Annotated in this window: 24 protein-coding genes; 22 read left to right on the top strand and 2 right to left on the bottom strand. The window is 60.2% G+C overall.

Annotated features, from left to right (window positions below; translation table 11 throughout):
• The first annotated feature begins 77 nt into the window (after positions 1 to 77).
• From ACHMXK_RS21190 to ACHMXK_RS21200, 3 genes are read left to right on the top strand one after another with little or no spacing between them, the layout of a single operon-like run.
• Positions 78 to 1,064, top strand: coding sequence for a Bug family tripartite tricarboxylate transporter substrate binding protein (locus ACHMXK_RS21190; protein WP_397442656.1), 987 nt, complete (start codon positions 78 to 80; stop codon positions 1,062 to 1,064).
• Positions 1,065 to 2,525 (top strand): amidohydrolase family protein, encoded by a 1,461-nt coding sequence (locus ACHMXK_RS21195; RefSeq protein ID WP_397442657.1) that lies wholly within the window; start codon positions 1,065 to 1,067, stop codon positions 2,523 to 2,525.
• Positions 2,518 to 3,240: an aspartate/glutamate racemase family protein gene (locus ACHMXK_RS21200; protein WP_397442658.1), complete on the top strand. Its 723-nt coding sequence runs from the start codon at positions 2,518 to 2,520 to the stop codon at positions 3,238 to 3,240. The genes ACHMXK_RS21195 and ACHMXK_RS21200 overlap by 8 nt, the downstream gene beginning before the upstream one ends.
• Before the next feature lie 97 nt (positions 3,241 to 3,337).
• Here the strand turns inward: ACHMXK_RS21200 and ACHMXK_RS21205 are convergent, their stop codons facing one another.
• Positions 3,338 to 5,041 (bottom strand): tetratricopeptide repeat protein, encoded by a 1,704-nt coding sequence (locus tag ACHMXK_RS21205; RefSeq protein ID WP_397442659.1) that lies wholly within the window; start codon positions 5,039 to 5,041, stop codon positions 3,338 to 3,340.
• Between the two features lie 94 nt (positions 5,042 to 5,135).
• The gene (locus ACHMXK_RS21210; protein WP_397442660.1) at positions 5,136 to 5,423 is read right to left on the bottom strand and encodes a hypothetical protein; all 288 of its coding nucleotides are present in this window, start codon (positions 5,421 to 5,423) and stop codon (positions 5,136 to 5,138) included.
• A gap of 451 nt (positions 5,424 to 5,874) precedes the next feature.
• On the opposite strand from ACHMXK_RS21210, the gene tssB reads away from it, so the two are divergent.
• From tssB to ACHMXK_RS21305, 19 genes are all read left to right on the top strand, one after another.
• Positions 5,875 to 6,414, top strand: a complete 540-nt coding sequence (gene tssB / locus ACHMXK_RS21215; protein ID WP_397442661.1) for a type VI secretion system contractile sheath small subunit — start codon at positions 5,875 to 5,877, stop codon at positions 6,412 to 6,414.
• Positions 6,415 to 6,471: 57 nt separating this feature from the next.
• Positions 6,472 to 7,971, top strand: a complete 1,500-nt coding sequence (tssC, locus tag ACHMXK_RS21220; protein WP_397442662.1) for a type VI secretion system contractile sheath large subunit — start codon at positions 6,472 to 6,474, stop codon at positions 7,969 to 7,971.
• Between the two features lie 88 nt (positions 7,972 to 8,059).
• Positions 8,060 to 8,548, top strand: coding sequence for an Hcp family type VI secretion system effector (locus tag ACHMXK_RS21225; protein ID WP_397442663.1), 489 nt, complete (start codon positions 8,060 to 8,062; stop codon positions 8,546 to 8,548).
• Positions 8,549 to 8,602: 54 nt separating this feature from the next.
• Entirely contained in the window at positions 8,603 to 9,064 is a 462-nt protein-coding gene (tssE, locus tag ACHMXK_RS21230) for a type VI secretion system baseplate subunit TssE (protein ID WP_397442664.1), read from the top strand.
• Between the two features lie 2 nt (positions 9,065 to 9,066).
• Positions 9,067 to 10,830, top strand: a complete 1,764-nt coding sequence (gene tssF, locus ACHMXK_RS21235; protein WP_397442665.1) for a type VI secretion system baseplate subunit TssF — start codon at positions 9,067 to 9,069, stop codon at positions 10,828 to 10,830.
• Entirely contained in the window at positions 10,785 to 11,840 is a 1,056-nt protein-coding gene (gene tssG, locus ACHMXK_RS21240) for a type VI secretion system baseplate subunit TssG (protein ID WP_397442666.1), read from the top strand. Before tssF ends, tssG begins: the two co-directional genes overlap by 46 nt.
• 17 nt (positions 11,841 to 11,857) lie before the next feature.
• On the top strand, positions 11,858 to 14,596 hold the full coding sequence (gene tssH, locus ACHMXK_RS21245) for a type VI secretion system ATPase TssH (protein WP_397442667.1): 2,739 nt from the start codon (positions 11,858 to 11,860) through the stop codon (positions 14,594 to 14,596).
• 6 nt (positions 14,597 to 14,602) lie between these two features.
• Entirely contained in the window at positions 14,603 to 16,594 is a 1,992-nt protein-coding gene (locus ACHMXK_RS21250; RefSeq protein ID WP_397442668.1) for a type VI secretion system Vgr family protein, read from the top strand.
• A gap of 1 nt (position 16,595) precedes the next feature.
• On the top strand, positions 16,596 to 16,991 hold the full coding sequence (locus ACHMXK_RS21255) for a toxin-antitoxin system YwqK family antitoxin (RefSeq protein ID WP_397442669.1): 396 nt from the start codon (positions 16,596 to 16,598) through the stop codon (positions 16,989 to 16,991).
• 55 nt (positions 16,992 to 17,046) lie between these two features.
• Positions 17,047 to 17,343: a toxin-antitoxin system YwqK family antitoxin gene (locus tag ACHMXK_RS21260; RefSeq protein WP_397442670.1), complete on the top strand. Its 297-nt coding sequence runs from the start codon at positions 17,047 to 17,049 to the stop codon at positions 17,341 to 17,343.
• Between the two features lie 2 nt (positions 17,344 to 17,345).
• On the top strand, positions 17,346 to 17,732 hold the full coding sequence (locus ACHMXK_RS21265) for a DUF4280 domain-containing protein (RefSeq protein ID WP_397442671.1): 387 nt from the start codon (positions 17,346 to 17,348) through the stop codon (positions 17,730 to 17,732).
• A 19-nt stretch (positions 17,733 to 17,751) separates the two neighbouring features.
• Complete coding sequence (locus tag ACHMXK_RS21270) at positions 17,752 to 17,979, top strand: hypothetical protein (RefSeq protein WP_397442672.1); 228 nt, start codon at positions 17,752 to 17,754, stop codon at positions 17,977 to 17,979.
• Positions 17,980 to 17,993: 14 nt separating this feature from the next.
• Positions 17,994 to 18,941, top strand: coding sequence for an ABC transporter substrate-binding protein (locus tag ACHMXK_RS21275; RefSeq protein WP_397442673.1), 948 nt, complete (start codon positions 17,994 to 17,996; stop codon positions 18,939 to 18,941).
• A gap of 21 nt (positions 18,942 to 18,962) precedes the next feature.
• Complete coding sequence (locus tag ACHMXK_RS21280; protein WP_397442674.1) at positions 18,963 to 20,240, top strand: dicarboxylate/amino acid:cation symporter; 1,278 nt, start codon at positions 18,963 to 18,965, stop codon at positions 20,238 to 20,240.
• Positions 20,241 to 20,250: 10 nt separating this feature from the next.
• Positions 20,251 to 20,967 (top strand): aspartate/glutamate racemase family protein, encoded by a 717-nt coding sequence (locus ACHMXK_RS21285; protein WP_397442675.1) that lies wholly within the window; start codon positions 20,251 to 20,253, stop codon positions 20,965 to 20,967.
• A complete protein-coding gene (locus ACHMXK_RS21290; RefSeq protein WP_397442676.1) occupies positions 20,955 to 22,436 on the top strand; it encodes a dicarboxylate/amino acid:cation symporter in 1,482 nt (493 codons plus the stop codon). Before ACHMXK_RS21285 ends, ACHMXK_RS21290 begins: the two co-directional genes overlap by 13 nt.
• 7 nt (positions 22,437 to 22,443) lie before the next feature.
• Complete coding sequence (locus tag ACHMXK_RS21295; protein WP_397442677.1) at positions 22,444 to 22,932, top strand: hypothetical protein; 489 nt, start codon at positions 22,444 to 22,446, stop codon at positions 22,930 to 22,932.
• An 83-nt stretch (positions 22,933 to 23,015) separates the two neighbouring features.
• Positions 23,016 to 24,344: a type VI secretion system baseplate subunit TssK gene (tssK, locus tag ACHMXK_RS21300; RefSeq protein WP_397442678.1), complete on the top strand. Its 1,329-nt coding sequence runs from the start codon at positions 23,016 to 23,018 to the stop codon at positions 24,342 to 24,344.
• 25 nt (positions 24,345 to 24,369) lie between these two features.
• Entirely contained in the window at positions 24,370 to 25,128 is a 759-nt protein-coding gene (locus ACHMXK_RS21305) for a DotU family type IV/VI secretion system protein (RefSeq protein ID WP_397442679.1), read from the top strand.
• Positions 25,129 to 25,159: the final 31 nt, after the last annotated feature.

Here is a 25,159-nt window from a genome sequence, read left to right on the forward strand (position 1 = left end):
GGACATTAATGAATGAGGAGATTTTCGCGTCTGCCGGTATTCTGAGTGGCATCTTCAACCAACCGATACACCACCCCATGCGCCACTTCACGCTCACCCCCTGGCTGGCCTCTTTGACCGCCGGCCTTTCGATGATGGCGGTCGCACCCGCGGCCCTGGCTGATTATCCCGAAAAGCCCATCACCTTCGTGGTGCCCTCGGCCGCCGGTGGTTCGCCCGACGTGTTGTCGCGTGTCATCACCAACGAGCTGGCGAAAATCCTGAACACGCCCGTGGTGATAGATAACAAGCCGGGTGCGGCCGGCAACATCGGCATTCTCAACATCATCGGCAAACCGGCCGACGGCTACACCATCGGTTACGGCAATGTGAACACGCTGGCCGTCAACCGCTCGTTGTTCAAGAAGCTGCCTTACGACGTGGACCGCGACCTGGTGCCCGTGGCCCATGCCTTTGATCTGTACAACGTGATGATTGTGCGCGCCGACTCGCCTTACCAAAGCGCGGGCGCCGTGATTGACGCGGCCCGCAAGAACCCGGGCAAGTTGTCCTTTGGTGCGCCCGGCATCGGGACCACCGGCCACATGAGCGGCGAGTTGTTCCGCAGCATGGCCAAGATCGATGTCTTGTACGTGCCTTACAACGGCGGGCCGGCTGCGTTGCAGGACTTGCTGGGCGGCCGCACCGACTACCTGTTTGCGAACTCGTCCGAAGTCGTGCCACTGGCTGCTGCCGGCAAGGTGCGCGCGCTGGGTGTGACCAGCCTGAAACGCCTGCCGTTGCTGCCGGCCGTGCCGACGCTGGACGAAGCCGGCCTTAAGGGTTATGAAACCGTGAGCTGGGGCGGTATTGTGGCCTCGAAAAAAGTGCCACAGCCCATCATCGACAAGCTGAATACCGCGATCCAGGCCGCGCTGAAAACGCCGCAAGTGCGTGAGGGCCTGGCCCGCCTGGGTGCCGTGCCCGCCGGCGGCACACCGGCCCAGTTCAAGCAGATGATTGACCGCGAAACCGCGCGCTGGACCGAGGTGGTCGAGAGCGCCAAGATCGAGAAGCTCGACTGAATGCGGTCCACCACACCTGCCACCCGGCTGATTCTGGCCGGCGGCCTGCTGGTGGACGGCAGCGGCGCCGCGCCGCTGCGCGCCGACCTGCTGATCGACGGTGAAGTTATCGCCGCGATCGGCGACAGGCGCGACATGCCGGCCGATGTGCCGGTGCTTGATGTCAGCGACTGCATCGTGGCGCCCGGCTTTATTGACTCGCACACCCACGACGACGGTTACCTGCTGGTGCACCGGGACATGACACCCAAGGTCTCGCAAGGCATCACCACGGTGGTGACCGGCAACTGCGGCATCAGCCTGGCGCCGCTGGTGCGCAGCGAGGTGCCGCAGCCGCTGGACTTGCTGGGCCCGGCCCGGCTGTTTCGTTTTGCCACTTTTCAGTCCTGGATAGATGCGCTGCGCGCGGCGCCGGCGGCCGTCAACGTGGTGCCGCTGGTTGGCCACACCACCTTGCGTGTGGCCGTGATGGACGACACCGACCGCGCCGCGACCGCGCCCGAGATGGTGCAGATGCAGGCCTTGTTGACCGAGGCGCTGGAGGCCGGCGCCTTTGGCATGTCCACCGGCACGTTTTACCCGCCGGCCGCACACGCGCCTACCGAAGAAATCATCGAAGTGGGCTTGCCGCTACGCAGCCACGGCGGCCTGTACGCCACCCATTTGCGCGACGAGGCCGACCACATCGTGCCGGCCATGGAAGAAGCCTTGCAGATTGGCCGGGCGCTTGACTGCCTGGTGGTGTTCTCGCACCACAAGCTGGCGGGCGGCAACAACCATGGCCGCTCGCAGGAAACCCTGGCGCTGATCGACCAGGCGGCGCGCCTGCAGCCGGTGTGCCTGGACTGCCACCCTTATCCGGCGACCTCGACCATGTTGCGGCTGGACCGCGTGCGCATTGCACGGCGCACCCTGATCACCTGGTCCAGCGCCATGCCGGCGGCCCAGGGCCGCGACTTCGCCGACATCCAGGCCGAACTGGGCCTGGACGACGAACAAACGCTGGAGCGCCTGGCGCCGGCCGGGGCGATTTATTTCCTCATGGACGAAGCCGATGTGGAGCGCATCATGCGCCACCCGCTGGCCATGGTGGGCTCCGATGGTCTGCCCTTTGACCAGCACCCGCATCCGCGCCAGTGGGGCACTTTCACCAATGTGTTGCGCACCCTGGTGCGCGAGCGTGGCGTGTTGCCGATAGAGACCGCGATTCACAAGATGACCGGGCTGGCGGCGCGCCACTACGGCCTGGCGGACCGTGGCCTGTTACGTGTGGGTTACCGCGCCGACGTGGTGGTGTTGGACCCAGCGCGTGTGACCGACCGCGCCACTTTCGAGCAGCCGGTGCAAGCCAGCGAAGGTATCAGCGGCGTCTGGGTCAACGGCCAACGGGTCTGGGACGGCCAATGCGCCACCGGCGCCTTGCCCGGTGAAGTCCTGTCACGGGCCCCGCGCCATGCATAAGCCACCCAGTGCCGACCTGCTGGGCATTCTGGGCGGCATGGGCCCGCTGGCCGGCAGCACTTTTGCCACTCGGCTGGTGGCGCTGACGCCGGCCGCGTGCGACCAGGAACATATCCCTGTCCTCTTGTGCAACGACCCGCGTGTGCCCGACCGTTCCTCGGCACGCCTGGGCCAGGGGGAAGACCCGCTGGCCGCCATGATGGCAGGCATACGCCGACTCGAAGGCGCGGGCGCGCGGCTGATTGCCATTCCCTGCAACACCGCCCACCTTTGGTACGAGCAGATGGTGCAGCAGGCCAGGGTGCCGTTGCTGCACATCGTTGATGCGGTGTGTGAGGATCTGGCCCGGCTGGGCGTGGCCAAGGCGCGTATCGGCCTCATGGGCACACCTGCCACGCTCAAGCTCGGCTTGTACCAGGGACCGCTGGCGCAACGCGGTCATAGCGTGATCGTGCCGGACGAGGAGGAACTTCAGCTGTGTGTGGATGCCATTGCAGCCGTCAAAGGCAACCGCCCCGATGAGGCATTTGCACCTGCGGCGGCCTGTATACGCCGGCTGGTCGCGCGTGGCGCCGACGCCGTGGTGCTGGGCTGCACCGAGTTACCCCTGGCCGTGCCGCATGCACAACGCGCCGCGCTGGGCACGGTGCTGACCGATTCGATCGATGCCTTGGCCAGGGCGGCGATTGAGCGTTTCGGTGCGCCACAGCGCTAGGCGGCATTCGCTATAAAAAAAATAGCTGATTGCGCCCGTGTTGACTGGGCTGAGGGCCTATTTTTCTTAAGATTTGCTGCGAAGGCTTGCGTGCCGGCTAGCTGGCGCGCAACACCGCCAGAAAGCCGTCCAGGTCCTGGCCGCCTTCTTCGCGGATCACGCTGGGTGTCAGGCTGAGCACGGTGAAACCATGTGTCGCGGCCAGGCGCTGGATGTAGGCCACCGAATGCGCATAACGGCGGGTAGGGCGCAACACCAGGTCCTGCGTTTCGCTGGTCTCGAAAGAAAACGCAAACAGGCTGCCTGACTGCACGGCGGCACGTGTTGACTGGAACACCGCTTCGAGCGCGCCCACATAAATAAACACGTCGGTGGCGATCACGAGGTCAAAGCGAGCCTGGTGCAGCGCCAGAAATGCGGTCAGGTCGCTGCAGACCAGTTCGTCGTAGAGGTCACGCTTGCGCGCCATCTCCAGCATGTTGGGCGACAGGTCCACACCGGTCAGGGTCCGCGCCAAGGGTTTGAGCAGCGGACCGCACAGGCCGGTGCCGCAACCCAGGTCCAGCACCTCGAGATTTGAAGGTGGCGTGAGCTTGAAAATTTGCTCGCAAATCAGCGCCGGTGTCTGGTACTTCAGCCGTCCCTGCAGGTGGTTGTCAAAGTGGTCGGCATACCAGTCGAACAGGCTGACGACATAAGGCGCCGGCGCCGTGGCCGGCGTGGCATCCGCGCCCAGTGAGGCCAGCGCATAACTCAGTTCGGCGGGGTCGCCGCCCAGCGCCAGTGCTTGGCGAAAAGCCTGGGCCGCATCCTCAGGGCGTTTGAGCATCAACAAGGTTTCGCCGCGGTCGGCGTGGGTCTTGGCAATGTCCGGCGCCAGCGCGATGGATCGGTCGTAGTCCTGCAGGGCCTGGTCCAGAATTTTCAGGCCCGCCAGCAGGCCGGCGCGTGTGGCCAGCGTGGCCGCGGCATCAGGTGTGACGCGCAAGGCGCGGTCCAGGATGGCAATGCAGTCTTGCGGCGGTTTTTTCAGCTTGTGCATGACAAAAGCCAGCCGCACCAGCGCCTGTTCGTAGTCGGGCTTGAGCTGCACCGCGCGGCCGTAGCAGGCCAGCGCTTCGTCCAGCCGTTTTTCATGTTGAAACGTCAGGCCGCGGTGGTAATACGCTTCGGGAAAGTCCGGCGACAACTGCAAGGCGCGTTCTATGCTTTCGACGGCTTCTGCTTGCCGCTCCAGGGCAAACAGCGCGTGGCCGCGGTTGTTCAGCACCTCCGGGTTGTCCGACCGCAGGCGCAAGGCCTCGCTGTAGTCGGCCAGCGCCTCTTCCAGGCGCTGGAGGTTGTGCAGGCAAAAACCGCGGTGGATAAAAGCTTCGGCCATGGAGGGCTGCAGGCGCAGCGCCTGGTCAAAACTGGGCACGGCCTCCTCATAACGCGCGAGAAAACGCAGGGCCTTGCCGCGTGTCAAATGGCAGCGCGCATTGCTCGCTTGCAGGGCGATGGACTGGTCGCAACGCGCCAGCGCTTGGTCATACAGGCCCAGGTAAAAAAACACCTGGCCCAGGTTGGCCAGCGCGTCGGGGTCACCCGGGGCCAGTGTCAGGCTGGACTCGATCAGCCGCCTGGCATAAAACTGGTTGCCCTTCTGGCTGACGATCACGCCCAGCAGGTGCAGCGCGTGATGGTGATTGCGGTGCACCACCAGGATTTGTTCGTACAGGTCCTGGGCTTTTTCAAGCTGGCCTTGTTGTTGAAAATCAATCGCCTGCTTGAATGCTGCTTCCGCCTCAATCTGGTTCATGCTGGAACGTTTCTTTCCTGAAGGGCTGGGCCAGGGACGGCACTGGCCGGAAATTATGCCGGGTCTCCGACCGCATCGGTGCTTCGCAACAAGGTCAGCTCGGGGCTTGCGGGTGCGGCATGGCTTGGTTGGCCACCACTTCCGCCACCAAGCCAATCCACCAGTCGCGGCGTTTTTGTGCCGACTGAATCGCGTGGTCGTCCATTTCCGAGAACAAGGCCTTGATGCTCAAGCCTTCACAGACGTCGAGAAAGTCTTTCGAGGCCAGGGCCAACTGGTCGGCGGTCATGCGCCGCATCACCGACAACAGCATGGCCGAGTCAATTGCCACCACCATGCGCAGGCTGGCTATGTCCGAATGCAGGCTGTCTAGTTTGTCCATGAATGTTCTCTTTTCAGGCTGGTGTGCTGTCTGCCAGGACCATGCGGCCCGACTCTTGGCTTGTTCATATTAGCCGCCGCACTGGTTTGGTGCGGTGTTTGTGGATGGACTTTTGCGGGCCTTGTTGCGCTCCCAACTCTGGCACAGGTTTTATCGTTTGACCTTGCCTGCAGCAGCGAAAAACAGGCTGGTTAATTCTGTAACTTAATCCCGGGAAGGCTACACAAATAACTTTTTGCTACAGACAATATTCGGTTGATTCGTTGGAAATCGGTGTCATCAACGATTCATTTCAGTGTGCAAAATTCGCAACGGCAGTCGAAAATACTTATTGTTTCGACTTGTCATGTGCTGTAAAAACGGCTAAATGTAAAAGTTGTGTTTGGCTTTTTCGCCACTTTGTTCGCGACTCTTGCAGCATTGTTATCAACCTTTTTTTCAAGGGGAATTTATGTCTGACAGCTTGCAAAAGTGGGTGGGCCGCAACCGGCCACCACGCGTTCAAATCACATACGACGTTGAAATCGGCGACGCGGTCGAGAAGAAAGAACTGCCGATGGTGGTGGGCCTGCTGGCCGACCTGTCCGGCCAGCCGGCAACGCCGCTGCCCAAGCTGAAGGACCGTCGCCTGGTCGAAATCGACCGCGACAACTTCAACGAAATCATGGGGAAAATTTCCCCGCGCCTGGACCTCTCGGTGCCCGACGCCATGAAGGGTGAAGGCAACATCAAGGTCGAGTTGAACTTCAAGGAGTTCGACGACTTTCATCCCGAAGCCATCGTCAAACAGGTGCCCCGTCTGGCCAAGCTGCTGGAAGCGCGCCAGCAACTGCGCGACTTGCTGGCCAAGCTGGACGGCAACGACGAACTCGACTCCCTGCTCGAGAACATCGTGCAAAGCACCGAAGAGCTGAAAACCCTTCAAACCGAAGCCAATGCGGGCGCGCAAGCCGCGGCAGACGCTCCGGCCGCCGAAACCCCGGCAGCGTAAGCAACCCTCCCGGTCTGTGCCTAGGCGCAGTCCTCACATTTTGGAACGGTGATTGATATGGCTACAAAGAAATCAGAAGCGGGCGGCGCAGCAGGCGCTTCCACCAGCGAAGTCAGTGAATTGGGTCTTCTGGACCGCATCATTGTTGAAGGCAATATGGCTGTTGAGCCATCGCAAGGAACCTACGCCAAGAAACTGATTGGTCAGTTTGCGTCGCAAATTCTGGACGAAGGCATGAAGGCCAGCCCGGACAAGGGTGTGGTCGCGATGATCAACGAGCGTGTCGCCGAGATCGACAAACTCCTGTCCGACCAGCTCAACGAAATCATGCATGACGCTGCGTTTCAGGCGCTGGAAGCGTCCTGGCGCGGTCTGCATGACATGGTCTTCGGCACCGAAACCAGCAGCCGACTCAAGTTGCGTTTGCTCAACGTCACCAAGAAAGAACTGCTCAAGGACCTCGAGTCCGCTGTCGACCACGACATGAGTGTGTTGTTCAAAAAGGTGTACGAAGAAGAGTACGGCACCTTCGGCGGCCACCCTTATTCCGTGCTGATCGGCGACTACACTTTTGGCCGTCATCCGCAGGACATGGCCTTGCTGGAGCGTATGTCCAAAGTGGCCGCCGCCGCACACGCGCCGTTTATCGCTGCCGCCGCACCGGCCCTGTTTGACATGAAGTCGTTCACGGAGCTGGGTGTTCCGCGCGACATGTCCAAAATTTTTGAAAGTGCCGAGCTGGCCACCTGGCGCGGTTTCCGCGAGTCGGAAGACTCGCGTTATGTCTCGCTGGTTCTGCCCAGTTACGCCGCGCGTCTGCCCTACGGCGCCAAAACCATTCCCGTGGACAACTTCAACTTTGAAGAAGACGTGGATGGCAAGGACCACTCCAAATACCTGTGGGCCAACTCGGCCTACCAGTTGGGCCTGCGCATCACCGATGCTTATGCCAAATACGGCTGGTCCACGGCGATACGCGGCGTGGAAGGCGGCGGCAAGGTCACCGGCATGACGGCGCATGCATTCAAGACCGATGAAGGTGATGTTGCGCTGAAATGCCCGACGGAAGTGCTGATCACGGACCGCCGTGAGAAAGAGCTGAACGACCTGGGCTTCATCGCCATCGTCAACTCCAAGGGGTCGGACTTTGCGTCCTTCTTTGGTGGCCAGACCGTCAACAAGCCCAAGCTCTACAACAAGGATGCGGCCAATGCCAACGCCCAGTTGTCGGCACGTCTGCCTTATGTTCTGGCGGCTTCCCGTTTTGCGCATTACATCAAGGTCATCATGCGCGACAAGATCGGCAGTTTCCAGTCACGCGGCCAGGTCGAAACCTTCCTCAACAACTGGATTGCAGACTACGTGTTGCTGAACGATTCCGCTCCCCAGGAAATGAAAGCCCGTTTCCCGCTGGGTGCTGCGCGTATTGATGTGACGGATGTCGCGGGCAAGCCCGGCGCCTACCAGGCGACTTGTTTCCTGAAGCCGCACTTCCAGATGGAAGAGCTGACAGCATCCATTCGCCTGGTGGCCGAGTTGCCTGCTGCTGCAGCTTGATGCCGCGGAATTTTTACTAGCCTAGAAAAAGGGCTCGGCCAGTGTGTCCGGGCCCTCATCACACAGTTGATTATTTACGGAGTGATTCATGATTTATCTCAAAATTGATTCGATTAAAGGCAATTGCACGGAAGATCCGTACAAAGATCAAATCATCCTGGACTCTTTCAGCCATGGGTTGAGTCAGTCCCTGACATCGCGGCCCGGCAATACCGAACGTACCTCCGACGGCCCCCAGTTTTCGGAAATGAACTTCACCAAGACCCTGGATTCGTCCTCGCCAGGTCTGTATCAGGCGTGCGCCGGCAATCTGAAACTGGGTACGGCCACCGTGTCTATCACCCGGATTGAAGGCGCCAAGGTCATGTCGACCATCAAGTACGTTCTGGGTGATGCCATGATCTCTGGCATCAGCACCTCGGGCTCTGGCGGTGGTGACTTGCCTCAGGAAAGCTTCAGCATCAACTTCACGACCATCACCTCGCAGATGACGCAGCAAAACCCGGATTCCACCCAGAAGGGTGTTGCGCCGTTTGGCTGGGATCTGAAAGAGGGCAAAGCCCTCGCACCTGCCTGACGCACGGTGTACGTTCACCGATGTCAGCCGTTTGCTTAGGGGGCGCACGCCATCATGTCGGAACTCGTCCGAGGCTCACCCGTCCCCCTGTTTGATCGCCTGTCGTCGTTGCACGGTTCGGAGGGCCAGCGCCAGCAATTGTTGACCCCCGAGCAGCTGGAGCTGTCCATAGGGCGGGAGTTGTCCCGCCTCATGAACACCCGCTCGCGTTTGAGCCCCTCGGAATTTGCTGCCAGCACGGGCACCACCCTGGATTACGGCATTCCGGATATTTCAGCGCTGTCTCCCAAGTCCCACCCGGATCTTGATCTGTTGCAGTCAACGATCAAACAAGCCGTCAATCACTACGAACCCCGCTTGAAAGACGTGACCGTCAAGGCCTTTCCCGCGCCCAGCGCGGGGGGCGCGGCGGCCCTGGTGATAGGCGGGACCGTCACCATAGGTTTGAAATTGCGTCAGTTGAATTTTGAACTCCAGCTTGATCCGCGGCAGGGTAGCCGCGCGAAGGCGGCTTGAGCATGGCCGAAATTTTGCACAACGACTTGCTGCAGTACTACAAGCGCGAACTTGTCTACCTGCGTGACCAGGGTTCCAACTTTGCCAAGCGTTATCCCAAAGTGGCGTCCATGCTGGCCTTGCATGGCACGGAGTCACTGGACCCGCACACCGAACGTTTGATCGAGTCCGTGGCTTTCCTGGCAGCCCGGGTGCACCAGGACCTGGACCGGGAGTTTCCGCAGGTGGCGGCGGCGCTGCTTGATAACTTGTGCCCCTCGCTGATTCAGCCTGTGCCGTCGATGACGGTGGCCGAATTTCGCCTGGACCCCAGCCAGGGCAAGGTGACGGCCGGGTTCAAGATTCCCCAGCACACCGCTTTGTATGCCAGCGCGTCTAGTGGCCAGCAGTGCCGTTTTCGCACCGCCTGGGCCACCGTGCTTTGGCCGGTGACGATCAGCAAAGCGATGCTAGAAGGCGGCTCCACGTTGCGATTGACTTTTGAGTGCAGCCCCGAGACCGATTTTTCGGAACTGGAGATGGACAGCCTGCGCATCCATTTGCAGGGAGACTGGATGACCACCATGCCCCTGTACGAATTTTTGGTGGCTGACGTGGTGAGCACCAGCATCACGCCAGAAAATGGCTTTTCGCAAACCTTGCCCGAAGGCTCCTGGCGCGAAGTGGGTTATTCGGAGGGAGAAAATGTTCTTCCCCAGCCGCCCAATGCACAGCCGGCTTATGGCTTGATGCAGGAGTATTTTTCCTTTCCGCGGAAGTTTCACTTTTTTGATCTGTGCAATCTGCGGGACCGTGTGGGCAAATGCACGCGGTTTGAGTTAACCCTGGCCCTGGGTCAGCCGGTGCGTGGCCTGGGCAACATCTCGGCCGACAACTTCCGGCTCGGGTGTACACCCATCGTGAATCTGTTCCCAAAAACCAGCGAGCCCATCCTGGTGGATCACAGGCACTACGAGTATCTGCTGGTGGCCGACCGCCAACGCGAATCAACGACCGAGGTGCATTCCATTGTTTCCGTGACCGCCTCTGACCCCAATGCGGAGCGGCCGGTACTGGTGCCCAGTTTTTCTGCCCTCGGCCATATCCGGGCGGATGCGCAGACCAGCTTCTGGTCGTCGCGTCGCGAACACAGCCTGCGCAAGGATATTTCCGGCACCGATGTGTTTTTGTCCTTTGTGGATCAGGCCAACACCTTGAAGACGCCGTCCGAACCCGTGGTTTTTGCCAACCTGTTGTGTACCAACCGGCGGCTGGCGGAGCAAGTGCCGATAGGCGCCCGCATGGTGGCTGAAGGCATCTCGAAAACAGCCAGCGTGCGTTGCCTCTACGAGCCCACGTCTCAGCGCAACCCGCCGTTGGGCAGCGAGACCTTGTGGCGTCTGGTGTCCCTGTTGACGCTCAATCACCAATCGCTGGTGGATGGCTCCACTGGCAAAGACCAGTTGCGCGAAATGTTGACCCTGTTTGCGTCGGACAGCACGCGTGACCATGAGCAGATCCGGGGCATCCAGGGCTTGCAGGCGCGCAGCGTGACCGGCCGGGTCGGGCATGACGCCTGGCGGGGTTATTGCCGGGGCACCGAAGTCACGCTCGAGTTTGATGAGGAGGCTTTTGTCGGCGGTTCGCAGTTGTTGATGTCTGCGGTGCTGGCCCGATTTTTTGCCATGTACACCTCCGTTAATTCATTTGTTCAGTTAGGGGTACGCCGCGGCGATGAAGTATGGAAACAATGGGAACCGATGAGCGGCCGCCAGCTGGTGCTCTAGTCGAAAGGCTGGTTGACCGGCCGCAAGGCTTTAATCTTTTTCAGGCCATCAGCCTGCTGGAGCGGGCGTCGCCACACTTGGCGCCCGTGGGCAGCGGCGACGGCCAAACGGAATCGGTTCGCCTGAGTTCGGTGGTGTCGCTCGGCTTCCAGCCCAGCGATGTCAGCAAGGTCAGCGTCGGTCCGCAGGACGGCGAAGCCTACAGATTGACCAGCGCTGTGATGTCGCTGGCCGGTGCCCAGGGACCGCTGCCTTTGCCGTTTACCGAAATGGTGCTGGAGCGCTCGGCCGCCCGCGACCATGCCACGGCTGATTTCCTGGATATCTTCAATCACCGCTTTCTGGCGTTCCTGTACCGAAGCCGTAAAAAACACCACATGGGTTTGAACTGGCTTTCGCCCCAGTCTTCCTCGCTGGCGGCCTGCCTGGACTCCCTCAGCGCCCTCGGCCTGAAAGCCGGTGTCCGTGCGCCCTTGGGTGAAGCCACCTGGATTCGGCATGCCGGGCTGATGGGGGGTGCACCCCGGTCCATGACAGGGCTGCTGGCCATGTTGTCGGACCGCTTGGGGGTGACGGCCAGGGGTACGCAGTTTTGTGGCGGCTGGCGGAACCTGGAGCCACGCGATATTGCCAGGCTCACCACCCGCGCATCCCATCGTGCGCCGCGTTTGGGGCGCTCGGCCGTGTTGGGCCAGCGGGTGTGGGATCAGAGTGCCGGCATCTCCATCGAGTTGTCGGGTCTGACCCTGAAGCGTTTGCGGCGCTTGCTCAAAGGGGGGGAAGAACACGAACTGATGAAGTGGATGGTTCGCCGCTATCTTCAGCAAGACGTGGGCGTAGAGATGGTGCTTCAGGTCGATGGCCGAGAACTCAAGCCAAGTATCCTGGGACAGAAAGAGCCGCTGCGGCTGGGCTGGACTTCCTGGTTGGTCGGCCGCACGCCTTATTCCGGGACCTTTGCCCCGGCAAGATTCAAACTCCAGGACGAGGCCGTCCCTGGCGCGGTCTGAACGAAACGGCAAACAAGATGGAAATTGACATTCGCACACTGCTGGGCAAGCTCAACCCGGAATGCAAACGGGCGCTGGAAAAAGCTGCGGAACTGTGTGTCCAGCAAACCCATTACAACGTGGATGTCGAACACCTGTTGTTCAAGCTGATAGAAACGGAAGCCCCCGACGTCTGCCTGATATTCCCGGAGTACGACATCAAGATGGATGTCATCCTCGCGCAGTTGCAGGAGGCCATGGACCGGTTCAAGCGAGGCAATGGGCGCACACCTGCGCTGTCGCCACATCTGGCGCCCTTGTTCCAGGAGGCCTGGCTGCTGAGCTCCATGCTGTTAGGCGAGCAGCAAGTCCGGTCCGGCACCTTGATACTGGCCTTGCTTGAGGTGGACAGCCTGCGCGGCGCCCTGATCGAGTCGGCGCCTGGCCTGCTGCAAATACCACGCGACAGTTTGCGCAAGAACCTGGCCGATGTGCTGGCCAACTCGGCGGAAGATGCAGGTGGTGCCCTGCGTACCCCGGTCAAACCGGCGAGCACGCCGCCACAGGCCTCGGCCTCCGGGCCATCATCAGCGGCCACTGGTAGTGCGGACGCCTCTTCGTTGCAAATGCCGAGCATGCGTCGGGGAGCCTCGGCCCACCCTTCGCTGGATTTGTACACGGTAGACGTGACGGAGCAAGCCCGGCAGGGAAAGATCGATCCGATTCGCGGACGCGACGCGGAGATCCGGCAGATCATCGATGTGCTGCTCAGGCGGCGGCAAAACAATCCCATCCTGACCGGTGAGGCCGGGGTTGGCAAAACCGCGGTGGTCGAGGGTTTTGCACAACGCGTGGTGTTGGGCGATGTTCCCCCCGCCTTGCAAAAGGTGTCTGTGCGCTCGCTCGATCTGGCTTTGTTGCAAGCCGGAGCCGGTGTCAAGGGCGAGTTCGAGAACCGTCTGAAATCCGTGATTGCCGAGGTCAAGGCGTCTTTGGTACCGATTGTTCTGTTCATCGATGAGGCGCACCAGCTGATAGGCGCCGGTGGCGCAGAAGGCCAGGGCGATGCCGCCAATCTGCTCAAGCCGGCGCTGGCGCGCGGCGAGTTGCGAACCATTGCCGCCACCACCTGGGCCGAGTACAAAAAATATGTTGAACGAGACCCGGCCCTGGCGCGGCGATTCCAGGTGGTCAAGGTCGATGAGCCCTCCGAGGAGGTGGCCATCGACATGTTGCGCGGCATGGTTCAGACCCTGGAAAAACACCATGGTGTGGAGATCATCGACGACGCGGTCAGGGATGCCGTCAAGTTGTCGCACCGTTATATTTCCGGACGCCAGCTTCCCGACAAGGCCATCAGTGTGCTGGACACGGCCTGCGCGCGCGTGGCCATTGGGCAAAACGGGGTTCCGCCTGAAATCGAAGCGGTGACACGTGAAATCGCCAATGCGGAAAGCCAGCTCCGTATCTTCAGGCATGAGTCTGCGACCGGGCGCGACCATGCCCATGCCATCCAGGTCCTGGCGCTGGAGCTGGAAAAGCACAAACAACGCCAACGCCGGCTGACTGAAAAGCTGGACGAGGAAAAAAACGCCGTCGCCGAAATCGTGGCGTTGCGCAAGCGGATTGCGGATGGACTGGGTGACGATGGCATCCGTCTGGAAAACGAAGACAACGAAGACATGGCGGCTTCGTTGAACCGGCTCGAAAAAGGCCTGGATGCAATTCAGAGTGACGAGCCCATGATCCCGGTGTGTGTGGATTCGGGTGTGGTGGCGTCGGTGATTTCGGGCTGGACAGGCATTCCGGTTGGCAAGATGTTGGCGGATGAGTTGCACACCGTCCTCAATCTCAAGGAAAAACTGTCCGAACGGGTGGTGGGGCAGGATCAGGCACTGGACGCCATTGCTCGGCGCGTCAGAACTTCGCGCGCCGATCTTGATGACCCGGGGAAGCCGGTGGGTGTGTTTCTGCTGGTCGGGCCCAGTGGCGTTGGCAAGACGGAGACCGCTTTTGCGCTGGCCGACATGATTTACGGCGGGGACCGCAACATGGTCACCGTCAACATGTCCGAATTTCAGGAGGCGCACACGGTGTCCAGCCTCAAGGGTGCGCCACCGGGTTATGTGGGTTATGGCCGCGGCGGGGTGCTGACGGAGGCGGTCAGACGCCGGCCTTACAGCGTGGTCTTGCTTGATGAAATGGAAAAAGCCCACCCGGACGTGCTGGAGCTGTTTTTCCAGGTGTTTGACAAGGGGGTGATGGAAGACGGCGAAGGGGTGCAGATCGACTTCAAGAACACCCTGATTTTGCTGACCTCCAATGCGGCTCAGGATGTCATCACCGATGCCTGTGAGGGTGGACGCCGGCCCGATCCGGAAGAACTTGTCGAGCGGCTGCGCCCGGTGTTGACGAAACAGTTTTCGCCCGCCTTCCTGGGGCGCTTGGCCATCGTGCCTTATTACCCGTTGGGGGACGAGCAAATCCGTTCCATCGTGACCTTGAAGCTGGGGAAACTGGCGCAGCGTTTTGCGCGCAACCACAAAGCGTTGTTCAGTTGGGACGATGCCGTGGCACAAACCATCACGGCCCGATGCACCGAAGTCGACAGCGGTGCGCGCAATGTGGACCACATCCTGTCACATGCCGTGCTGCCGGAATTGTCGCGCCAGGTGCTGGAGCGAATTTCTATGTCCGATGCCTTCGGCGAAGTGCACATGGGCGTGGATGGGCGCGATGATTTTTCCTTCACATTCGGCCCCCCCAAGCAGGCGTAAGCAAAGATGCGGACAGGTTACAAACAAACGAATTCGACATTGGCGGTGAACACGCCGTTCGGTGCGGACGCGTTGTTGCTGGACGCCTTTCAAGGTGTGGAGGCGATTTCACAACCCTTCAAATTTTCGCTGGCCATGCGTTCGTCGAACACCGGGCTGGACCCGGCGTTGATCATTGGGGCATCGGTGACGGTCAAGTTCGCCTTGCCCGCCGGCCCTGTACGCTTTTTCAACGGCATCGTGTCGCGCTTTATGCATGCGGGCGGTGACACGGCCTTTTCTTCCTACTCCGCGGAGCTGGTGCCCAGCTTGTGGCTGCTGACCCTCAGCCGGGACCGCGTGATTTACCAGAACAAGACGGCGGCCGACATCGTCAAAGCGGTGTTGGGCCAGTTTGGCGTCACGTTTGATGCGCAGCTGACCGGAACTTATGGCAGCCGCGAATACTGTGTTCAGTATGACGAGACGGCCTTGGAATTTATTTCCCGTCTGATGGAAGAAGAGGGCATTTTTTACTTCTTCACCTTCGCCGATGGTGGCCATACCATGGTGCTGGGCGACAGTACGTCGGTGCACACCGACTGCGCAGGCGCCGCCGCCTTGCGTTATTTTCCCGACCCCGGCGGGCGGCGCGAGATCGACGTGGTCAACCAGCTGGAATATGAAAGCCGACTGGTCACTCAGAAGTTTGAATACAGCGACTACAACTATTTGACGCCCAGCACGGCCTTGTTGACGGAGTCCTTGGGCGCCAGCGGCAAAGGCAAGCAGTTTGAATACCCCGGCAAACACGGCGTGCTTGCCGACGGCACGCAGCGGGCCAAGGTTCGTTCCGAGGCCAGTCAGGTCGATGGTGCCGTATGCCGCGGCACGAGTTATTGCTACCCCCTGTCAGCGGGTAAAAAATTCACCTTGTCCGGTCACAGCCGATCGGCCCTGAATACGGCGCTGGTCTTGCGTGTGGTGACCCACGCTGCCAGCAATGACCAGTACAGCAACGGATTTGAGGCCTTTCCGGCCACAGTGCCTTTTCGACCACCACGGGTATCGCCTCTGCCTCGGGTATCGGGCAGCCAGACCGCGCTGGTGGTGGGGCCCAGCGGCGAGGAGATCTGGACCGACAAACACGGGCGCATCAAGGTTCAGTTTCACTGGGACCGGGTCGGCGTCAAGGATGAAAACAGCTCCTGCTGGGTTCGTGTGTCGCAGTCCTGGGCTGGCCTGGCTTGGGGCAGTCTGTTCCTGCCCCGCATTGGTCAAGAGGTTGTTATCAGTTATGTCGACGGCGATCCCGACAGACCCATGGTCACGGGTTGTGTCTACAACGGTGAGAACACCACGCCCGTGACGCTACCAGGCATGCAGACCCAGAGCACGATCAAGTCGCGTTCGTCCAAGCAGGGCACTGCGGGCAATGAGATGCGGATGGAAGACAAGAAAGACGCCGAAGAGTTTTATTTCCATGCGCAGAAGGACATGAAGGTCGAGATCGAAAACGACCTGAGCACCACCTTGTTCAAGGGCTCCGAGACACACACGCTTGAAAAGGGCGACCGCACCGTTGATGTCCAAACCGGCAAGGAGACGCACAGTGTCAAGGGCACGCGGGTACTGACCGTGACCGGCAATGAAACACACACCAACAAGGCCGATTTCAAGCAGGCCGTCACGGGCAACTACGAATTGAAGGTGACCGGCAATCTGGTGATTGACGTGACCGGATCCATCAGCATCAAGTCGGGGACGACCTTCAAGATCGAGGCCGGGACTGCGCTCACCAGCAAGGCCGGCACGGCCCTCACCAATGAGGCCGGCACCTCCCTGACCAACAAGGCCGGTCTGGACCTGACGAACCAGGCCGGCACGGGCTTGAAAAACAAGGCCGGCACCACACTGGACAATGAAGGCGCCATGGTGACAAACAAGGCATCTGCCATGCAAACGGTGGATGGGGGCGGTATGTTGACGCTCAAGGGCGGCCTGGTAAAGATCAACTGACATGGCTGCACCGCATACCTCTTCACCATCCCCCGCCGCCAGGGCGGATCTGCCTGTGGGTGATGCCCAAGCTGGGTTTGTTGAACACGAGCAGTTCAATGAAACGGGCGGCTTGGTGAGCCGGGCCGGCTTCATGGACGGTGTCCTGCATGGCGAGATGAGTTCTTTTGGTTCGGACGGGAAACTCCTTGCCATGGCGCCGTACGAAGCCGGTGTCCTGCATGGTGTCCTGAAGCTTTTTGACGAGAACGGTGAGCCGGTGCAGGAAGCTGCTTACCACCGCGGTGTGCAGCAGGGCGTGACCCGTGTGTATGTGGGGGGGGCGCTTGTTGTCCGAGCAGCGTTTCTCGGCGGGTGCGCTGCATGGCGAAACAACGTCTTATGCGGAGTCGGGTGACCTCACCACGAAGCAAAGTTTTTACAAGGGGCAGCTCGAGGGCGAGGCTTTGTTCATGAGTGAAGGCGCTGTGGTTCGCCGCTCGCAGTACCGTCAAGGATTGCTGGAGGGTGAAGCCATGGACTATGACCGCGAGGGCGCGCTTGTTCAGAAGGCCAGCTACAGGAAGAACCTGCTTGAAGGATCGCTGACGCGGTATTGGCCGGACGGGCAGGTCATGGAGGTGTTGTTGTACCGTGCGGGCAAACCGGTTGGCAAGCCCCAGCGTTTCGACAGCAAGGGTGTCGAGTTGCGTGACGACGAGGCAAAAACCAGCCTGATGAAACGTCTCGAAAAACTGGTGAAAGGCTGACCATGGGCATGCAAGTCGCCGTTGGCGCAACTCTCCAGTGCAGCTTTGGTGCGGCGCCCAGCGTGCTGACGGTGCTTCCGGCCAATCGTTTGTTAACCGGCGGGCCGGCGGCCAACATCATGGACCACGTGCCTTTCGTCAATGTGTTGCCGTTTGGCATGTGCAACTGTGCGTCCAATCCGATGGTCGCCGCTGCAACGGCGGCCGCTTTGGGTGTGTTGACGCCCATGCCTTGTCTTCCCATGACCGCCGCCCCCTGGATGCCAGGTTCTCCGACGGTCTTGGTGGGGGGCATGCCGAGCTTGCAAAACTCCTCCAAGTTGATGTGCCAATGGGGTGGTGTGATCCAGATTCTGGTGCCTGGGCAGTTCACCGCCATGGTCTCTTAGTCGTGAATATAAGTAACAAATGCAATACACTTTATCGCTGACCACCCGGATGATGACGATTGCGGGGCTGTGCCTGCTTTTGCTGTGCGTGCTTCTGTTTTTGCTCGGTGTGGAGATCGGCAAAAGAGTTGCTTTGCCTGTCGAGGGGGCCATGCCCGCAATGGTGATACCTGCTGTCCCTGCCCCTGTGACGCCCCTCGCAACGGCCAGCGAGCTGCCTTCTGCGCCTGCCGCTGCAAAACCATAAATCAGGATTTGAAGATGTTATTCAAACAACCCGGACAACATTTCCACGGCCCGCGACATGGCTGGTTGAAAGTGGCTTTTCTCGTCCTTGGCCTGAGCGGTTCTGCCGGGCTGACACTCGCCGCCGGGACGCCGGCACCAGCGCCTTCTGCGGCGGCGCTCGCGCTGGCCGAGGTGAGTGCGTCGGTGGTGCCGGCTTCGGCCTTGATCAAGGTGGCGGATGGCCGCCAGTTGGCGCCCGGCATTGCCCGTATCGTGAACCGCGGCGAACTGGTGGTCGCCATGCTGGGTGTCGACACACCGCCCTTTTTCTATATGAGGAAGGGCGAGCTGGTCGGCCTGGAGGTTGATTTGGCCAAGGCGATCGCCAAGGAACTGAAGGTCAACGTCCGGTTCGATCGCAGCGCCCGGACTTTCAATGAGGTGGTCGATGTTGTTGCCCGACAGGAGGCGGACCTGGGCATCAGCAAGTTGTCGAGAACGCTGGCACGCGCGCAGATGATCAGTTTCACGGACCCTTACCTGCGGCTGAACCACGCCTTCATCCTGAACCGGGTGAAGTTTGCCGAGCTGGCGCGTGATCGGCCGCTGCCTGTCGTGATCCGCGATTTCAAAGGTTCTATAGGCGTCATCGCGAAGTCTTCATTTTCAGACTACGCGAGCAAGAACTTCCCGCTGTCCGAGTTGCGTGAGTTTCCAAGCTGGGGCGATGTCCTCAAGGCACTTGAAAAAGGCCAGGTCATGGCCGCCTACCGGGATGAGTTTGAGATCAAGCGCATTTTGAAAAGCGACCCGACGGCATCGCTGACCTTGCGGACCGTGACCTTCAAGGACTTGGAGGACACCTTGGGGATTGCGGTCGGTATTCAGGACCCGACGCTGCTGGCTTATGTGAACCAGTTTTTGTCCGAGGGCACTGAAAAAATGACCATTGACAAAGTGCTGAAAGCGCTTGACCGCTAACCGATTAACCAAGGCGTCGTGATGATCAATCTACAAAAACTTTATGCCTGGGTGCTCAATCCCTGGGTGGTGGTTGCCAGCTTGGCCGCCGGTTTCGCGCTGGGGATGTATATGCCCGCCGTGGGGCTCAAGCTGGGTTTCGTCGGGGATGTCTATGTGGACTTGCTCAAGATGATTGCCTTGCCGTTCATGGTGTCGGCGGTCATCTTCAGTTTGCAGCGCCTTTTTCGTGAAGGCGGCGCGGGTGGCCTGATGGCACGTGTCGCGGTGGTGTTCATCGCCTTTTCGGTGGTGGTCGCCTTGCTGGGGGCCCTGACCCTGCTGGTGATGAAGCCGGGGGAAAACCTCTCGACGGAAACCATGCAGACTTTTGGCAAGATTGTTGGCAACGACCTGAACTCCAGCGATACGGTCATGAGTCTTCAGGGCGTCGATGCACCCGTCAAGTCTGTGAGTTTCACGGAGGTGTTGGTCAGCCTGGTGCCTTCCAATATTTTTGCAGCGCTGGCCAGCGGCGATACCCTGAAGGCCCTGGTGTTCTCGCTGTTGTTCGGTTTTGCCGTGAGCCAGGTGCCGTCACGGGTATCGGATGGACTCACACAGTCGCTGGAAACCATTTACCACTCATGCCAGACCTTGATGCGCTGGTTGAATTATCCGCTGCCCATCATCCTCTTTTGCATGAGCGCGGCGCAAATGGCGAAAACCGGCATTGGCCCCTTGCAGGCCATGGCGCAATTTGTACTGGCCTTTTTTGTTGCCTCCCTGCTGGCACTGGTGATCGCGACCCTCATTCTCTGGAAGCGCTCAAATGCCTCCTTGGGCCAGACCCTGAACGCGCTGAGAGGTCCTTTTGCCCTGGCCCTGGCCACACGCAGCAGCGCAACCTGCATGCCCGTCATGATCGAAAGCCTGGCTGATCGCCTGGGCTTTGCCCGTTCGCGCGTCGAGTTGATGGTGCCCTTGAGTGTCTCGCTGTTGCGCATCGGGCCGGTGATTTATTACGTGGCTGCCACCGTATTTATTGCGCAGCTGTATGGCAAGGTGCTGGGGCCGGCCGAGTTGGCTGTGGTGCTGTCGGCCTCCATCCTTGCCGGATTTGCCTCCGCCGGCATGACCGGCCTGCTGACGGTGTCGCTGGTCGGTTTGACCTGCAGCTACCTGGGGCTTCCTTTTGAAGCGGCGTTTATTCTCTTCCTCGCGGTGGATCCGATTTGCGACATGCTGAGGACCCTGGTGCTGGTGATTGGCAATAACGCGGCGGTGTCCCTGATTTGTCCGCGGCCCTTAAAGATTTAAGGAATTCACCATGTCCCGCATTGGCGTGTTTGGAGGAATGGGGCCGTCGGCCACTGTCGACTTTCTGGACAAGCTGGTCAAGCTCACCCCTGCCTCGCGTGATCAGGATCATCTGCCGGTGATTGTGGCCAGCTTGCCGCATATCCACGATCGCTCCAGCGCCATCCTGGGCCGGGGCCGGGACCCGCTGCCACAATTGCTGGCAGGTATAGACATGCTCAATCAGGCCGCAGTGGGCGTCATTGCCATCCCCTGCAACTCTTCGCACCACTGGTTCGATGAAATGAGTCGCAGCAGCAAAGCTCCCTTGTTGCATATTGCCAAGACCTGCGTTGAGGCGATCGATGCTGCCGCAGGCTCGCGTGTGGCGATTTTTGCCACCCGCGGGGCCCTGGCTTCCGGCTTTTACCAGCGTGAGCTGCTGGCGCGCGGCATGAACTTCATCCTCCCGGACAGCGAGGGCGCACAAAAGCAGGTGGACAGTTGCATTCGCGAAGTCAAGGCCGGGAACCTGGAGGCCGGCGCGCAACAGCTCTCGCAGGCGTGCCAGGATGCGGTCCGGCAGGGCGCGACCACGCTTATCATGGGTTGCACCGAGATTCCCATCGCCAGCCGATCGGCAGATGTCTTTGGTCTGACGCTGGTTGACAGTTCGCTGGAGCTGGCCAGAGCCAGTGTCGCTTTTGCCCTCGCCCGAGGATGGAACAGGCCGGGATGGGATTCCTGAAGCGTTTGTCCAACAACCCCCTGGCGCTCCTTCTGTGTGTGATGGGCGGCGGACTGGTGGGTTTGTTCGCCCCGTCGGTGGGCGACCATGCTTTTCTCTTGGGGCAAATTTATCTGGCCCTGGTGAACATGGCCGCACTTCCGCTGCTGGTGGTGGCGACTTTTTTTGGTCTGCGCCAGACCTTGCTGCTGCCGCAGCCTGGAAAGCGGGTTGTGATGATTGTGGCGTTGGCCATCGGGCTGGTGGTCCTGTGCGCCGTTCTGGGCACGGTGTTTGGTGTGTTGGCCGGACCCGGCCAGAACCTGAGCGTTAGCAGCCGTGAGTACCTCGGGGAGCTGGTACAAAACGCCGGCGGTGATGCCGCCAATGCTGAAATCTTTTTGTACGGGGCGGCGCTTCCGGTTGCAGACGTGGCCAGCCCGTGGGCGGGTGTGGTGCCGAATAATTTTTTCCGTGTGCTGGCCGAAGGGCAGTCACTGGGAATTCTGATGTGTGCCATATTTTTTGGGCTGGCTTTCGCAGCGCTGCTCAGAACCCAAGGCAATGCCTTGATGGGGATCTTTGAGGCCGTGTACCGGGCGCTCGAATTGATCATTTCACATGTCAATGTTTTTATCCCGGTGATGGCCTTTGGGATGGCGGCCTATTTCGCGGCCAAGACGGATGCCCATACCTTGCACGCCATGGGTAGTTTTCTGGCTTCATTTTTTGCATTTACCACCGTTCTGGTGGTGCTGGCAACCGCGTTGATCTGGAAGAAGTCCGGCCTATCGCCAAGTGTGGTGCTTTCCGCGCTGAAAACACCTGCGCTGATCAGCCTGACATCGGCGAGTTCCACGGCAACCATCCCTGACACGATCGAGGCCATGAGTTCCAGGCTGGGATTCAGCCGGGGCATTGTTGAGCTGGTCATCCCCATTTCATCCGTGTTCATGCGTTCCGGTGCCGCACTTTATTTCGCTTTGCTGGCTGTTTTTGTTGCCAATATTTATGGGCAAGCGATCGGAGAGCAGGAGTTTTTCCTGATCTGCCTGGGCGCGTCGCTGGCGGCATTTGCTTCGGCCGGCCACAACAGCTTTGCCGCCGTAGGTTTTGCAGGTATCGTGCTGTCCATGCTCAACCTGCCGCTGGAGGCGGCGTTGGCACTTTTTCTGGCGATCGACCTGATTTGTGAAGGGCCACGCAATCTGCTGTCCTTGCTGTTTGCCTGCGTCCTGATCGTGCTGGTATCCAAGGGGCTTCCGTCGGAGCGGGTTGAAAACGTGGCGTCCTCGGACATGCGGACGCTGGCGCCGGTTCGGTTTGTCTTTTCAAAGGCAAGTGTGGCCATGGCATTGGCTTGCGTCCTGCTGGTGGCGGTATTGATTACGATTGCGGGCATCGGTGTGGGCATGAGAAACACCGATGCTGGATTTTCCCGGCCCGATGTGGTGGGTACTCGGGTCGCCGCTGGGGCTCGTTCGGTTTAACAAGATGATGAAATTTCTAAAAATTTGTGCAGTAGGACTGATGCTGGGGGGCTTGTCGGCCTGCAGCAGCATGGGCAGTGTCGCCAACTTTTTCATGGCCAAAGGCAATCGCCTGGACTGGAATGGCATGACAGTCATCGCGGCCGATGGCGCCAACCTGAACACCCCGGTGGCACTGGATGTGGTGCTGCTGCGTGACGATGCCACGCTGGGCATGGCCTCGGCGCTGTCGGCGTCCAAGTGGTTCTCTTCCCGCGCAGACCTGGGCAAGACCTTTCCGGAAGGGTTGAGTTACCAGAGCATGGAAATTGCTCCCGGCCAAACACTCAAACTTCCCGCCAGCACCTTTGGTGCCTCGCGTCTGGTGGGCGTGATCCTTTTTGCCGACTACCTGACCCCCGGCGAGCATCGCGTGCGTGTTGACCAGATGCAGGGCGACATCCTAGTGCAGCTGGGCGCACGTTCGTTTTCCGTTTCAGCCCAGAAGACCCAATAATCCGCGGAGACTTGATGCATCCATATTTCATGCCCCCCGTCCTGCCGACGTGTTTCGATGCCCGGGCCTCAGGAGGTGTATTCATGTTTAAGTCCTTCCCGGTCGAGGAGCGTATCCAGTGGCATGAAGGCATGTTGTTGTCGCCCCAGCATTTCCAGCAAACATCGTCCAGGCTGGATTCCCTGGTGGCCTGGCATACCTTGCTGGCCGCCCCGTTTGCCTGGGGTGTTCGTCGCCTGAAAATTGATACCGGCCTGTTGCCGGCAGGCATTGTGCGGGTGCTGCAACTCGAAGCCATCATGCCGGACGGCACGTCCGTCAGTTATGTTTCTGACAACGCCCTGCACGGCACGCTGGAGCTCAGCCTGGCCCCGTTCGCCGAAGAGTTGGGCCACGGGCCTTTGAACGTTTACCTGATCTTGCCGGTGACCAAAAGCATGCGCGACAAGGGTTCGCCGGCCCGCTTTCGTTCCGTGGCCAGCAGCCCGGTGGATGATGAGGTGTCCGAGGCGATGCCGGCGGATGTTCCCCGGCTGTTGCCCAATCTGTCGCTGGTGGCCGGCCCCGTGCCTTCGGGTCTGTACACCAGTTTGCGCCTGGGCACCGTGTACAAGGACAACGAGCTGATCAAGATGGGCGATGCGCTGCCGCCGCTCCTGGAGATGCCGAAAGAAGGTGCGTTGTGGGACCGGGTGTCGGCCTTCGTCGGCCAGTTGCGCGGCAAGGCGGCGTTTGTGGCCAAACAGACGGCCGTGCCGTCCTCCAAAACCGAAGACCGGCTGGCCTACCTGGAGCAAAGAGAGCGGCTGCGCAACCTGATGACCGGCCTGCCGCAAATCGAAGCCGTGTTGCGCACGCCCAGCTTGCATCCTTATGCGCTGTATCTGGCGTTGTGTGCTTTGCTGGGCCCGCTGAGCATGCTCAAACCCGGCGCCCTGCCGCCAGTTCCCCCCGCGTACGACCATGCCGATCCCTTGCTGGTGCTGAACCCGGTGCTGGACGCCCTGCAGGATTCTTTGCTGGAGATCAGCCAGGAATACCGCGAGCACAAGTTTGAATACCGCCACGGCGCCTTCGAAATCAGCTTGTTGCCCGAGTGGGTGGACAAACAACTGGTCGTGGGTTTGCGCGGCCAGCCTGAAAAAGACCTGATCGCCTGGATGAACGGCGCCATCGTTGGCTCGCAGTCTGCCTATGCCTCCCTGAGAGAGCGGCGTGTGCTGGGGGCTGTGCGTTCGCCCATCGAGGTGGCGCAGGAGTTGGGGGTGCGGGCCAGCTCGGGTTACACCCTGTTTTCCATCCAGACCAGCGCTGCGCTGACGCTGGCGAATGAACCCCTGATTGTCAGCAACTCCACAGAAAGTGCGTCTGCGCAGCGTCCGCAGGAAATGGTTCTTTTTGTCAAAGGCTGACGTTCACAACAGGAGGCAATAAACGATGGCACGCCAAACCCGAGACAAGCTGGAAGACGATCACCTGATCAAGCAGTTTCGCTCTTTCTTTGACGAAGTCTCCAAGGCCCAGGTACGTGCGATCGAGATGCGCGAAACAGATCCGGATCTGGCCGCGCAACATGTCAGCAAACACCTGGAGAGCCTGATCGAGTTGCAAACGCTGGAATCCAAGCGCGAAGGCAACCGGTTTGAGCTCGAGAGTATTGCCGATGCCCGTTACCTGAAAGCCGCGCTGGCCGATGAAGTCTTGCTCAACACCCAATGGATAGGCCGCGACAGCTGGACCACCCATTTGCTGGAGGCCGCGTTGTTCCGGACCAGTGTGGCCGGCGAGCAGGTGTTTGAACGGATAGAACAACTGTTGTCCAACCGCGAGCCTTCACTGCGCCCGATTGCGAGCCTGTATCTCTCCGCGCTGGCGTTGGGGTTTCAGGGCAAGTACCGGGGGGCGGGCGAAACCGACCGTTTTGCCGGCTACCGCGAAGAGCTGTTTCAGTTTGTTTACCAGCGCCGTCCCGATCTGGCTGGCCGGGACCGGGTGTTGTCAGAGCGCGCTTATGGCAGCACCTTGTCGCATATCGCGCCGCGCAAGATGAAGGCGTTGAGCCGGTGGACCGTGGTGTTCCTGCTGAGTGTGGTGGGCTTGCTGGCCGTGTCGGAAATCCTCTGGCTCTGGCAGTCGTGGCCGGTGCGCCAGGTGTTGCAGGGCGAACATGCCGCTGGCGGAGAAGCTTCCAAATGAAGACGTTTCATAGCCCCAGCTCGAAAGGCCA

Source organism: Polaromonas sp. UC242_47, assembly GCF_044452385.1.
Classification (GTDB): domain Bacteria; phylum Pseudomonadota; class Gammaproteobacteria; order Burkholderiales; family Burkholderiaceae_C; genus Polaromonas.

What these genes read in the sequence shown, in the direction of transcription:
- ACHMXK_RS21190 (WP_397442656.1), top strand. Translation starts at nt 78, where the DNA reads ATGCGCCACTTCACGCTCACCCCCTGGCTGGCCTCTTTGACCGCCGGC.
- ACHMXK_RS21195 (WP_397442657.1), top strand. Translation starts at nt 1,065, where the DNA reads ATGCGGTCCACCACACCTGCCACCCGGCTGATTCTGGCCGGCGGCCTG.
- ACHMXK_RS21200 (WP_397442658.1), top strand. Translation starts at nt 2,518, where the DNA reads ATGCATAAGCCACCCAGTGCCGACCTGCTGGGCATTCTGGGCGGCATG.
- ACHMXK_RS21205 (WP_397442659.1), bottom strand. Translation starts at nt 5,041, where the DNA reads ATGAACCAGATTGAGGCGGAAGCAGCATTCAAGCAGGCGATTGATTTT.
- ACHMXK_RS21210 (WP_397442660.1), bottom strand. Translation starts at nt 5,423, where the DNA reads ATGGACAAACTAGACAGCCTGCATTCGGACATAGCCAGCCTGCGCATG.
- tssB (WP_397442661.1), top strand. Translation starts at nt 5,875, where the DNA reads ATGTCTGACAGCTTGCAAAAGTGGGTGGGCCGCAACCGGCCACCACGC.
- tssC (WP_397442662.1), top strand. Translation starts at nt 6,472, where the DNA reads ATGGCTACAAAGAAATCAGAAGCGGGCGGCGCAGCAGGCGCTTCCACC.
- ACHMXK_RS21225 (WP_397442663.1), top strand. Translation starts at nt 8,060, where the DNA reads ATGATTTATCTCAAAATTGATTCGATTAAAGGCAATTGCACGGAAGAT.
- tssE (WP_397442664.1), top strand. Translation starts at nt 8,603, where the DNA reads ATGTCGGAACTCGTCCGAGGCTCACCCGTCCCCCTGTTTGATCGCCTG.
- tssF (WP_397442665.1), top strand. Translation starts at nt 9,067, where the DNA reads ATGGCCGAAATTTTGCACAACGACTTGCTGCAGTACTACAAGCGCGAA.
- tssG (WP_397442666.1), top strand. Translation starts at nt 10,785, where the DNA reads ATGGAAACAATGGGAACCGATGAGCGGCCGCCAGCTGGTGCTCTAGTC.
- tssH (WP_397442667.1), top strand. Translation starts at nt 11,858, where the DNA reads ATGGAAATTGACATTCGCACACTGCTGGGCAAGCTCAACCCGGAATGC.
- ACHMXK_RS21250 (WP_397442668.1), top strand. Translation starts at nt 14,603, where the DNA reads ATGCGGACAGGTTACAAACAAACGAATTCGACATTGGCGGTGAACACG.
- ACHMXK_RS21255 (WP_397442669.1), top strand. Translation starts at nt 16,596, where the DNA reads ATGGCTGCACCGCATACCTCTTCACCATCCCCCGCCGCCAGGGCGGAT.
- ACHMXK_RS21260 (WP_397442670.1), top strand. Translation starts at nt 17,047, where the DNA reads ATGAGTGAAGGCGCTGTGGTTCGCCGCTCGCAGTACCGTCAAGGATTG.
- ACHMXK_RS21265 (WP_397442671.1), top strand. Translation starts at nt 17,346, where the DNA reads ATGGGCATGCAAGTCGCCGTTGGCGCAACTCTCCAGTGCAGCTTTGGT.
- ACHMXK_RS21270 (WP_397442672.1), top strand. Translation starts at nt 17,752, where the DNA reads ATGCAATACACTTTATCGCTGACCACCCGGATGATGACGATTGCGGGG.
- ACHMXK_RS21275 (WP_397442673.1), top strand. Translation starts at nt 17,994, where the DNA reads ATGTTATTCAAACAACCCGGACAACATTTCCACGGCCCGCGACATGGC.
- ACHMXK_RS21280 (WP_397442674.1), top strand. Translation starts at nt 18,963, where the DNA reads ATGATCAATCTACAAAAACTTTATGCCTGGGTGCTCAATCCCTGGGTG.
- ACHMXK_RS21285 (WP_397442675.1), top strand. Translation starts at nt 20,251, where the DNA reads ATGTCCCGCATTGGCGTGTTTGGAGGAATGGGGCCGTCGGCCACTGTC.
- ACHMXK_RS21290 (WP_397442676.1), top strand. Translation starts at nt 20,955, where the DNA reads ATGGGATTCCTGAAGCGTTTGTCCAACAACCCCCTGGCGCTCCTTCTG.
- ACHMXK_RS21295 (WP_397442677.1), top strand. Translation starts at nt 22,444, where the DNA reads ATGAAATTTCTAAAAATTTGTGCAGTAGGACTGATGCTGGGGGGCTTG.
- tssK (WP_397442678.1), top strand. Translation starts at nt 23,016, where the DNA reads ATGTTTAAGTCCTTCCCGGTCGAGGAGCGTATCCAGTGGCATGAAGGC.
- ACHMXK_RS21305 (WP_397442679.1), top strand. Translation starts at nt 24,370, where the DNA reads ATGGCACGCCAAACCCGAGACAAGCTGGAAGACGATCACCTGATCAAG.